The sequence below is a fragment of the Haladaptatus sp. W1 genome (assembly GCF_001723155.1).
In the GTDB taxonomy this organism is placed as follows: domain Archaea; phylum Halobacteriota; class Halobacteria; order Halobacteriales; family Haladaptataceae; genus Haladaptatus; species Haladaptatus paucihalophilus.
Map to the genome: position 1 here is coordinate 1 of NZ_MEIH01000048.1, position 10,029 is coordinate 10,029.

Annotated in this window: 10 protein-coding genes and 2 pseudogenes; 7 read left to right on the forward strand and 5 right to left on the reverse strand. The window is 63.6% G+C overall.

The annotated features are described in order from the left end of the window. Positions 1-173, forward strand: a 173-nt coding sequence (locus BG842_RS30935) for a DUF5814 domain-containing protein (RefSeq protein WP_254662853.1), incomplete at its 5' end; no start/stop codon positions are given. Positions 174-187: 14 nt separating this feature from the next. Here BG842_RS30935 and BG842_RS02775 read toward each other — a convergent pair. Together BG842_RS02775 and BG842_RS02780 are read right to left on the reverse strand one after the other, a co-directional pair. Next, a complete protein-coding gene (locus BG842_RS02775) occupies positions 188-595 on the reverse strand; it encodes a ribbon-helix-helix protein, CopG family (protein WP_069449593.1) in 408 nt (135 codons plus the stop codon). 40 nt (positions 596-635) lie between these two features. After that, on the reverse strand, positions 636-1,298 hold the full coding sequence (locus BG842_RS02780) for a helix-turn-helix domain-containing protein (protein ID WP_069449598.1): 663 nt from the start codon (positions 1,296-1,298) through the stop codon (positions 636-638). 95 nt (positions 1,299-1,393) lie between these two features. Here BG842_RS02780 and hutU point away from each other — a divergent pair, with 95 nt between their 5' ends. From hutU to hutH, 4 genes and pseudogenes are all read left to right on the forward strand, one after another. Then, complete coding sequence (gene hutU, locus BG842_RS02785; RefSeq protein WP_069449594.1) at positions 1,394-3,172, forward strand: urocanate hydratase; 1,779 nt, start codon at positions 1,394-1,396, stop codon at positions 3,170-3,172. Beyond that, positions 3,169-4,122: a formimidoylglutamase gene (hutG, locus tag BG842_RS02790; RefSeq protein ID WP_069449595.1), complete on the forward strand. Its 954-nt coding sequence runs from the start codon at positions 3,169-3,171 to the stop codon at positions 4,120-4,122. The genes hutU and hutG overlap by 4 nt, the downstream gene beginning before the upstream one ends. Continuing rightward, positions 4,119-5,361: pseudogene (hutI, locus tag BG842_RS02795) on the forward strand (imidazolonepropionase). Before hutG ends, hutI begins: the two are co-directional and overlap by 4 nt. Further along, positions 5,354-6,924 (forward strand): annotated as a pseudogene (hutH, locus tag BG842_RS02800) (histidine ammonia-lyase). The pseudogenes hutI and hutH overlap by 8 nt, the downstream one beginning before the upstream one ends. Here hutH and BG842_RS02805 read toward each other — a convergent pair. The 3 genes from BG842_RS02805 to BG842_RS02815 all read right to left on the reverse strand — a co-directional run bounded on the left by BG842_RS02805 (position 6,921) and on the right by BG842_RS02815 (position 8,856). Beyond that, positions 6,921-7,154, reverse strand: a complete 234-nt coding sequence (locus BG842_RS02805) for a hypothetical protein (protein WP_069449596.1) — start codon at positions 7,152-7,154, stop codon at positions 6,921-6,923. The pseudogene hutH and the gene BG842_RS02805 overlap by 4 nt on opposite strands. A gap of 126 nt (positions 7,155-7,280) precedes the next feature. Then, on the reverse strand, positions 7,281-7,925 hold the full coding sequence (locus tag BG842_RS02810) for an RPA family protein (protein ID WP_069449597.1): 645 nt from the start codon (positions 7,923-7,925) through the stop codon (positions 7,281-7,283). A 1-nt stretch (position 7,926) separates the two neighbouring features. After that, positions 7,927-8,856, reverse strand: a complete 930-nt coding sequence (locus tag BG842_RS02815; protein WP_007976133.1) for a hypothetical protein — start codon at positions 8,854-8,856, stop codon at positions 7,927-7,929. A gap of 229 nt (positions 8,857-9,085) precedes the next feature. On the opposite strand from BG842_RS02815, the gene BG842_RS02820 reads away from it, so the two are divergent. Next, positions 9,086-9,397, forward strand: a complete 312-nt coding sequence (locus tag BG842_RS02820) for a hypothetical protein (RefSeq protein ID WP_007976136.1) — start codon at positions 9,086-9,088, stop codon at positions 9,395-9,397. A 286-nt stretch (positions 9,398-9,683) separates the two neighbouring features. Beyond that, a partial coding sequence (locus BG842_RS02825) for an HdeD family acid-resistance protein (RefSeq protein WP_254662852.1) occupies positions 9,684-10,029 on the forward strand: 346 nt, incomplete at its 3' end.

Consider the following 10,029-nt stretch of genomic DNA (forward strand, 5'->3'; position numbering starts at 1 on the left):
TCGTGGACGTGATGACCGACGACTATCTGGTGTACGCCTATCCGGGCGACATCCTCTCCTTTTTGGACGACTCGGTTCGGACGCTCGAAGCCGTCGAGGAACTCGCCCGCGTCGAGGGCGACGACTCGATGGAATCACGGTCGCGGCAGAAGAAACACTCGCTGTCGGGCTGAGTTCGGAACCCCGACTACCCCAATCGGAACGGTTCGTCGCTCTCCAGTTCGTCGTCCAACTCCTCCAGTTGGATGACCTCTTCCTCCCCGTCATCGCTGACCTTCGACTGGAGATGGCGGAGGTACTCCTTGTGTTCCTGTAGCTGTTCGCGGAGGTGTTCGGCTTCCAGTTCGAGGCGCTCGTGTTCGCGGACGAAGCTCTTCGGAACCTCGACTTTCGGCGGGAACGAACTCTCGTCGCTTTCCTCCCCGACCTGGTTTTCCGGAACGACTTTGACCTTCCCGTCATGGGCGACCAGCAGGTCCACGTAGTCGCGGAACACTGCCGACAGCGAGATGTCGCGCTTTTCGGCGATCTCCCGCAGGGTTTCGAACGCGTCCTCGTTCACCCGGAAGGAAATCGTCTTGTTTTTGTTGCCCATCCTAGCGTAGATTAGCACCGTGGCGATACTTAAGGTTTCGTCAGACGTTGCCACGGCCGCCGTAGAACGACACCATCCCACCGACTATCTTGTTCTCCGCCCGTCGCAGGTGCTCCTCCATCGTCCGCCGCTCGACGCCCATCTCCGCCGCGATCTCGCTCGTCGTGGTCTCGCGCGGAATCCGATAGTAGCCCATCTCGACCGCGAGCACCAACGCCTCCTGCTGACGCGACGAAAGGTCGGGTAATGCGGTTTCCGGCGTGAGAAGCGGTCTGTCACCCGAAACAGCCCTGATTTCGCGCTTCGATTCTATCGTCACCGGAAACGTCGTTACGAGGTCGCGGTACAACGCGGTCAGGTTCGCCGAATCGAGCGCCAGTATCCGGCACCACTTCTCACCGGCGACGTACCGCAACGGCGGGACGAGCAGGCAATTGTGGCGGGCGAGAAACGACTCCACGGTGTCGGCTTCGTGCTCTTTCAGACACGCTTCGGTCATCGCCACCCGTTCGTCGCCCTCGACCAGCAGTTCTTGCACGCCGACGAGCCGTTCGATGCGTTCGAGGACGGCTTCCCCGTCCGGGCCGCTGAGGTGCAACAGGTCACAGTGGTCGTTACACCACAACTCGACCGCCGTCTCGGTTCCCGCCGTCGCTTCCGCCGGAACGCTCGGCTGTTTGATTCGCATCACGACCTCGTGCATCACCGGGAATTCTCGCCGGAAATATTTAAAGAACCCTCCGAAAGGAGGGTCGTGGGTATTTGCGCCTCGCGTGCATACTACAAGCTAGAAACCGCATGAACGACTCATCGGACCCCGACCACGACATCGGCGACCCGAGCGCCCAGTGGCGCGACTATCAGGGTGCGCCTACCGGAACGGACATCGAGTGCAAGGGCTGGCGACAGGAGGCGGCCCTTCGCATGCTGAACAACAACCTCGACCCCGATGTCGGCGAGGACCCCGAGGAACTCGTCGTCTACGGCGGGACGGGGCGGGCGGCCCGCTCGTGGGACGCCTACGACGCCATCATGGCCGAACTGCGCGAACTGGACGACGACGAGACGCTGCTCGTCCAGTCCGGCAAACCCGTCGGGCGATTCACGACGCACGAACGCGCGCCCCGCGTCCTCATTGCCAACTCCAACCTCGTCGGCAAGTGGGACGACTGGGAGCACTTCCACGAACTCGAAGCGAAGGGTCTCATCATGTACGGCCAGATGACGGCGGGGTCGTGGGCCTACATCGGCACGCAGGGAATCATTCAGGGGACCTACGAGACGCTGGCCGCGCTCGCCGACGAGCACTACGACGGCGACCTCTCCGGTAAAATCGTCGTCACGGGCGGTCTCGGCGGGATGGGCGGTGCCCAACCGCTCGCCGTCACGATGAACCACGGGGTCTGCATCGCGGCCGAGGTAGACGAGGACCGAATCGACCGCCGCATCGAAACCGGCTACTGCATGGAAAAGACCGACGACTTGGACGACGCCATCGAGAAGGCGACGGAAGCCGCCGAGAACGGCGAACCGTACTCCGTCGGCGTCCACATCAACGCCGCCGACATGCTGGAAGGGATGCTCGACAGGGGATTCGTCCCGGACGTCATCACCGACCAGACGAGCGCGCACGACGAACTGGAGGGTTACTACCCGTCGGGCTATTCCGTCGAAGAAGCCGACCACCTCCGCGAGGAGGACCCCGAAACGTACGTCGAGGAGAGTCTGGACACGATGGCTCGCCACGTCCAAGGCATCCTCGACATTCAGGACGCGGGCGCTATCGCCTTCGAGTACGGCAACAACATCCGTGGACAGGTGAAAGAACACCGCGACATGCAGCATGCGTTCGACTTCCCCGGATTCGTCCCCGCTTACATCCGCCCGTTGTTCTGCCAGGGCAAGGGTCCTTTCCGCTGGGCCGCGCTCTCCGGCAACCCCGAGGACATCCACCGCACCGACGAGGCCGTCGTGGAACTCTTCCCCGAGAAGGAGCAACTCCACCGCTGGATAGACCTCGCACAGGAGCAGGTCGAGTTTCAGGGACTTCCCTCGCGGGTTTGTTGGCTCGGCTACGAGACGAGCGATGCTCCCCCGGAGCATCGAAACGAATGCGGCCCTGCCGCCGGAGACGATGAAGGACTCACGGAACGTGCTCGCTTCGCCCTCCGAATCAACGAACTCGTGGCAGACGGTGAAATCGAGGCCCCCATCGTCGTCACCCGCGACCACCTCGACGCCGGGTCCGTCGCCAGCCCCAACCGCGAGACGGAAGCCATGCGCGACGACTCGGACGCCATCGCCGATTGGCCGATTCTCAACGCCCTGCTCAACTGTGCGGCGGGCGCGGACATCGTGTCCGTCCACGACGGCGGCGGCGTCGGCATCGGCAACGCGCTTCACGCGAACAACCACATCGTCCTCGACGGCTCCGAGTTGGCCGCCGAGAAGGCCCGCCGCGTGTTCACCACCGACCCGGGAATGGGCGTGATTCGCCACGCCGACGCGGGCTACGACGAGGCGATAGAACAGGCCGAGAAATCGAACGTCGCGGTTCCGATGCGTGACCGAACATGACCGGACTGAACCCACCGTCCGAATGGCGCGGTACGTCGTCCGACCCGAACGACGAACAGTTCGGCGACGTCGTAAAACCCATCCCAGAACTGGACGACGACCGCCTTTCCGAGTTCGACGCGGTACTCCTCGGCGAACCGTTCGACTACGCCGTCATCGGCCGAAAAGGTGCGGCGGACGGCCCGGCGGCGCTCCGCGAGAGCCTCGCCGGTGTGAAAACCCACCACTTCGACGCCGGACCGGTCGGCAACGTCGGCGACGCTGGCGACCTGATGCTCATGCTCGACTCCGACGAACCGAACGAGGTCACGACTCGACTGCTCCAGCAGGAGGCCCGCATCCTCACGAACCGACTCCACGACGCCGACACGCTTCCCGTCTTTCTCGGCGGCGACAACTCCTTCACCGATCCGAACGCCGCACCGCTCCTCGAAGATGGTTCGCTCGGCGTCGTCAACTTCGACGCGCATCTCGACGTGCGCGAAGTGCGCGACGACCCGACCAGCGGCACGCCGTACCGTCAGCTGTTTGACGCGGGCCTCGACGCCTACGCCTGCGTCGGCGCGCGCCACTTCGAGACGAGTTCGAGGTACGCCGATACCGTCCGAGAATCGGGCGGCGAAGTCGTCACGGCCGAAGAGGTCGACGACGATACCGTCTCCGCCATCGACACCGCGCTGGAGTCGCTGGGCGACGTGGACGCGATATACGTGAGCGTCGATTTGGACGTGCTCGACGCCGCGTTCGCACCCGGCGTCAGCGCGCCGACGCCGGGCGGCATCTCCCCCCGTGAACTGTTCCGTATGCTCCGACTCGCCGCCAGCGACGACCGCGTTGCTGGTTTCGAAGTCGTGGAGTGCGCACCGTCGTTCGACCGCGACGACCGAACGGTGAACGCCGGTGCGCGGGCGATTGCCCACTTCCTCTCCGCCGTCGGAGGTGGCCGATGAGCGGTTCGGAACCGAACGAAAACGACCTCACCGCCGTCGTTCACGACGCGAAACAGGTCGTCACGGTCGAAGACGACGGGTCCCTCGGAATCTACGAGGACGCCGCAATCGCGGTGGTTGACGGCGACGTCGCGCGTGTCGGCGCGACGGGTCCCGTCACCCGCGAGTTCCCGCCGGAGAACGCGACCCACGTCGTCGATGCGAGCGGCAAAGCGGTGATTCCGGGGTTCGTTGACCCGCACACTCACGCGCTGTTCGCCGGGGACCGCTCGGACGAGTTCGAGGCGAAACTGCAGGGGAAGACGTATGGGGAAATCCTCGCGGACGGCGGCGGCATCCTCCGAACCGTCCGCGCGGTGCGGAAGGCGAGCGACGAGGAACTCCTCTCGAACCTGCTCTCGCACCTCGATACGATGCTCGCCCACGGGACGACGACGGTCGAGGTGAAATCAGGCTACGGGCTGGACACAGAGACCGAACTCAGAATGCTCGACGTCATCGCTCGGCCGACGACCACCACGCGGTCGATGTCGTCCCGACCTTCATGGGTGCCCACGCGATTCCGGAAGGCCGGGACGCGGACGACTACGTGGATGAAGTCGTCGAAAAACAGATTCCGGCCGTCGTGGAACAGGGCATCGCGGAGTTCTGCGACGTGTTTTGCGAGGAAGGCGTCTTCACCGTCCCGCAGTCACGCCGCGTCCTGAAAACCGGCGAGGAGCAGGGCTTGACCCGAAGGTTCACGCCGAAGAACTCGCCCACATCGGCGGTTCGCAACTCGCCGCGAATCTCGGTGCGACGAGCGCGGACCACCTCCTCTACGCGACGAACGACGACATCGCCGCCCTGACCGACGCCGGTGTCGTCCCCGTCCTCCTGCCGGGAACTGCCTTCGGCCTCGGCGCGGAATTCGCCGACGCCCGCGCGTTCCTCGATGCGGGCGCACCGGTGGCGATAGCGACGGACTTCAACCCGAACTGCCACTCCCAGAGCATGGGCTTCGCCTCGTCGCTCGCCTGCGTCGAGATGGGCATGACGCCCGCCGAGGCGCTGGTCGCCGGGACAAAACACGCCGCGATGGCGCTCGATATCGGAGACGGAACCGGGACGCTTCAACCGGGTACCCCGGCCGACATCGCGGTCATCGACGCACCGAGCTACGTTCACGTCCCGTACAACTTCGGCGTGAACACGGTCGAGACGGTGCTGAAGAACGGCGAGGTGGTCCATCATGAGTGAAATCGAAATCGACGGCGAATCGCTAACGCCCGAGGACGTCGAACGCGTCGCGCGCGACGACGCGACCGTCTTCGTCCCGAGGACGTCCGCGAACGGGTCAGAACCGCACGGAAACGCGTCGAACAGGTCGTCGAGAGCGGCGAAGCCGTCTACGGCGTCAACACCGGCTTCGGCGAACTCGTGGACGAACGAATCCCACACGAGGACATCGAGACGCTCCAGACCAACCTCATCAGAAGCCACGCCGCGGGTGCGGGAAGGGAACTGCGCCGCGAGGAGGTCCGGGCTATGATGCTCGGCCGAGTCAACGCGCTCGTCAAGGGCTACTCCGGCATCCGCGAACTCGTCGTGGATCAACTCGTCACGATGCTGAACGAGGGCGTCCACCCGGTCGTCAAATCGCGCGGCAGCCTCGGCGCGAGCGGCGACCTCGCGCCGCTCGCACACCTCGCGCTGGTCATCATGGGCGAGGGAACCGCAACGGTGGACGGCGAACGACTCGACGGTGCCGACGCGCTCGAAACCGCCGGACTCGAACCGGTGACGCTCGCGGCCAAGGAGGGGTTGGCGCTCATCAACGGCACGCAGCTCTCTGTCGGTCTCGCCGCCCTCGCCGTGCGCGACGCCGAACGAGCGATTCGAGCGGCCGACGTCGCCGGGGCGCTCACGACCGAGGTGACGATGGGAACCACCGCCTCCGCCGACCCCGTAATCGCCGACGTCCGTCCTCACGACGGCCACGCGAAGAGCGCGCGGAACGTAAAGCGCCTCACCGCCGACTCCGAAATCGTCGAATCCCATCGCAACTGCGACCGCGTGCAGGACGCCTACTCGCTTCGCTGCCTGCCGCAAGTCCACGGTGCGGTCCGGGACGCCGTTGCCCACCTCCGCGGCGTCGTCGAAATCGAACTCAACAGCGCGACCGACAATCCGCTCATCTTCCCCGCAGATACGGTAAACAGTCGGGCCAGCGGTGCGGGCGACGCGGCGGTCCTCTCCGGCGGCAACTTCCACGGCGACCCGCTCGCGCTCCCGCTCGATTACTTGACGAACGCCGTCACGGAACTCGCGGCCATCTCGGAACGCCGGGTGGACCGCATGCTCAACCCGAACACGCAGGAACCACACCTGCCGCCGTTCCTCACCGAACACAGCGGACTGCGCTCGGGCTACATGATCGCCCAGTACACCGCCGCCGCGCTGTTGAACGAAAACCGTTCCATCGGGCGCGCCTCGATGGACAACACGCCCGTCAGCGGGAATCAGGAGGACCACGTGAGCATGAGCGCCCAGAGCGCGTACAACGCTCGCCGTGCCGTGGCGAACGCGCTTTCCATCGTCGGTATCGAACTCCTCTGCGGCGCGCAAGCCGCGGAGTTCGTTGCCGACGACCTCGCCCACGGTGTCGGTACCGCGGCCGCCTACGAGGCTGTCCGCGAAGTCGTCCCGCCGCTCGTCGAGGACCGCCCCATTCACGAGGACATCTCGGCGGCCGAGACGCTGGTGTGGTCCGGCCTGCTCGAAGAGCGCGTCGAGAACGCGCTCTCCGAACCCCTCGACTAATCGGCCATCGTCCGATTCGAGTCCGTCGCCGTCCCGATTCGCGGCTTCCCAGTTCTGTCGAGCGCCCACACGCCGTGTTCCTCGCACTCGAACACGCGATTAAAGACGCACACAGACTCCGCACCGCATTTTGGGCACGGGTGAACCGGCCCTTCCGCCGACGTGTCCGCCCCCATCTCCGCGTACACTTCCCGCCAATCACCGCTCGGTGAGGTTCGTTCGTCGGGCATGGGTTGGTGTGGTGTCGGTTTTATCTCCGCTCGTTTCGTCCGTAATCGAGAGCCGTCGCTCTTCGCGTCGTCTACCCGACCCCTTCGAAATCGTATCCGCGGTCGAAAGGGTGCTCGTGGAGTTCGCTACTGTGGCGTCGTTTCGCCCTCGGTAGCCGCTCCCCCGTCCGCTTCGTCGCCGCCGTCGTCACCCGATCCATCGACGGTGGCGAGGCTTTCGAGCGCCCGAATCGCGTTGTCGCGGTAGGTGTCGATGGGTCGCTCGTACTCCTCTTTCGCCATCGCGGCGTAGCGGTTCGTCTCGTCGTCGAACGCCTCGATGCGTTCGATGGTTCGCTCGGCGGTTTCGACCACCCAGCGGTCCCGCGTCGATTCGTCCACCACGGTGATGGACTCCGGTCGAAGCGAGACGTTCACCGTCCCGTCGTCCATCTCGAACGTCCGGGGTTTCCCGGCGATGGCGACGTAGGCCGGTGCTTCGAGTTCTCGAAGCATGGCCGCGGCGTCCGGCTGGTACTGTCCGGCGTAGACGAAGAACGTGTCCCCGTTCGGGTCCACGACCCGTCCGCGCCAGTACTCGCTGTCCTCACCGACGTCTTCCTTCTCGGTCAGCGTTCCGACAACGAAGACTCGGTTCGCTCGCTCGCCCGTGGGGAGGAGCAAGTAGACCGGTGCGCGCTCGTCGTCCGACTCTTTGAACGTGTAACTCGCGTCGTTGAACTCCGCCGCGAAGGTGCGGCGTGCGACCTCTCGTGTTGGTGCGTTGCTCATGTTACATCGACCTCGCTTTGATAAGCGCCGCTTCGGCATCCACCGGCCCGGAGAGCAGTTCGACGTCGTTCGCGAGCAGGTACCGACCCATCGTCGGTCCCGTCACGCGGTAGTAGTGGCCGAGCGTCTTCTCGCGCATCTCGTCGGCCACGACCGTCGTGTCGAGCGCGTCCATCGCCATCTGCTTCGCTTCCTCCAGTTCGATGCCGGTCAGGTTCTCGGTCGATTCCTGATTGAAGATGACCTCGTGTACGTCGAGACCGTCGTCCAAGACGCCCTTGATTCGGAGGTCGAATTCGCCTTCCTGCTCGCCGTGCTCCGAACAGCGGCCGTTCTGCAGGACGCGCGTGCAGTCTTCCTTCGGACACCGCTTGATGAGACCACTGCCGGACTGGATGTCCACCAGCGCGCCCTCCATCTCGGTGCTGTTGTCGCCGACCTCGATGTCGGCGTCGAGTTCCTCGATGGTGGTCGTGCGGTTGAGTTTCACCGAATAGCGGCCCTGATACTCGTCCGTGACGACGTTACCGAGCGAGTAGACCGTCCCTTCCTCCAGTTCGGGGAGGTCGGATTTGGCCCACTTGGTGAACTTGATGGTGCCCGTCTCGTCGCCGAGGAGGCCGACTTGGCCCACGGCGTCGCTTCGCGGTTCCCAAAGGTCGACGACCTTCGCGGTGAGGTTCACCCACTCTTCGTCGGTTTCGATGTCCTCGACGTTCACGTCGCTGGTCCCGCCGGTTCGAATGTCGTCGCGTTCCAGTCCGGCTTCGTCGAGATAATGGCTGGTGACGCTTCGTCGCGCCTCTTCCATCGGCACTTTGTACTCGTTGACGAGGCTGTCGAGACGCGAGGCTACGTCGTCTACGGTCACGTCGAGATGGTCGGAGAACTGTTCGTGTATTTCCTCTGCGTGCTGTCGCACATCGGTCATGGTTGCTCCGTCTCCACTTCGTTTTCTATGGGAGACATGCCGTGGTTGGTTCGCAATAGTATAAAAGGTTACGTGGGAGCAGAGTGGAAGTGAAAACGGCTCGTTCGGGCCGCTAGACGCGCTATTGGTGGGATTTCAACCGTCACGAACTCATCGTCTTCCTCTCGGCGGTTGTTTTGCTCCACCGAATCGGGTTAACCTTTCATTCCCCCACCACCAAGAGGGAGGTATGGACGACCGCCTCGACCGTTTCCTCCGCGTCAAACTCCGGAAGGTGGGAAAGAAGTACGCCGAAACCCGTCAATCGGCGAACCGCCAGATAGAGGAGGCGAAGGATGCGTACCGGAACGCTCACGATACCGTCCTCGCCGATTTGCCGCGGGACGAACACGGCCGGGCCAAAATCGTCTGCCGAAGACACGTCGACCGTCGGGCAGCGCCGATAGACCAGGAGGGACGGCCGAAGTGTTTCGACCCGGACCATCCCGCGTGCGAGGGATGTGTCGAAGACATCCGCGAAGGGACCATCGAGACGTGGTGAGACGACCGATGATGCGACGGCCGTTGAACGGACGGTTCGATTTCGGAATCAAAGGCTACGTTGAAACGGTCAGATAGCAGGGGAAAAGTCAAAATCGGGACCCGAAAAGATGTGATGCTTATCAGATAATTAAAAATTCTGCCATATTATTCGGATTCGGATTCAGTGGGTAAGACGCTTCTAACTCTTTCAACCACGCGAAATAGGTCTGACTCTTGGAATTTCCTTCAAATAGCCAACACAATTTATATGGTTACCTATCGAATATGTAACCGGTGAAGTTCAAATGAGCACTGAAGTACAAAGCGGTGCGGGAATGGTATCGGAGACCACCGAACAATCGTGGCGTGCTTCGATGGGGGCCGGGGCTATTATCGCCGTAATCGGCGTACTCGCCATCTTAGCGCCGTTCGCGGCCGGTGTTTCGCTATCGATTCTACTCGGAGCGTTGCTGGTCGTCGGGGCGCTGGTTCACATCGCACGCGCCTTCTCGGGTGGCTGGAAGCGGTTCTTCGTTCAGGGACTGCTCGCGGTCATCTACGCCATCGCCGGAATTTCGCTTCTGGCGAACCCGGTCATCGGACTGACGACGCTGACCATCCTGCTGGTCGCGTTCCTGGTCGTCGATGGCG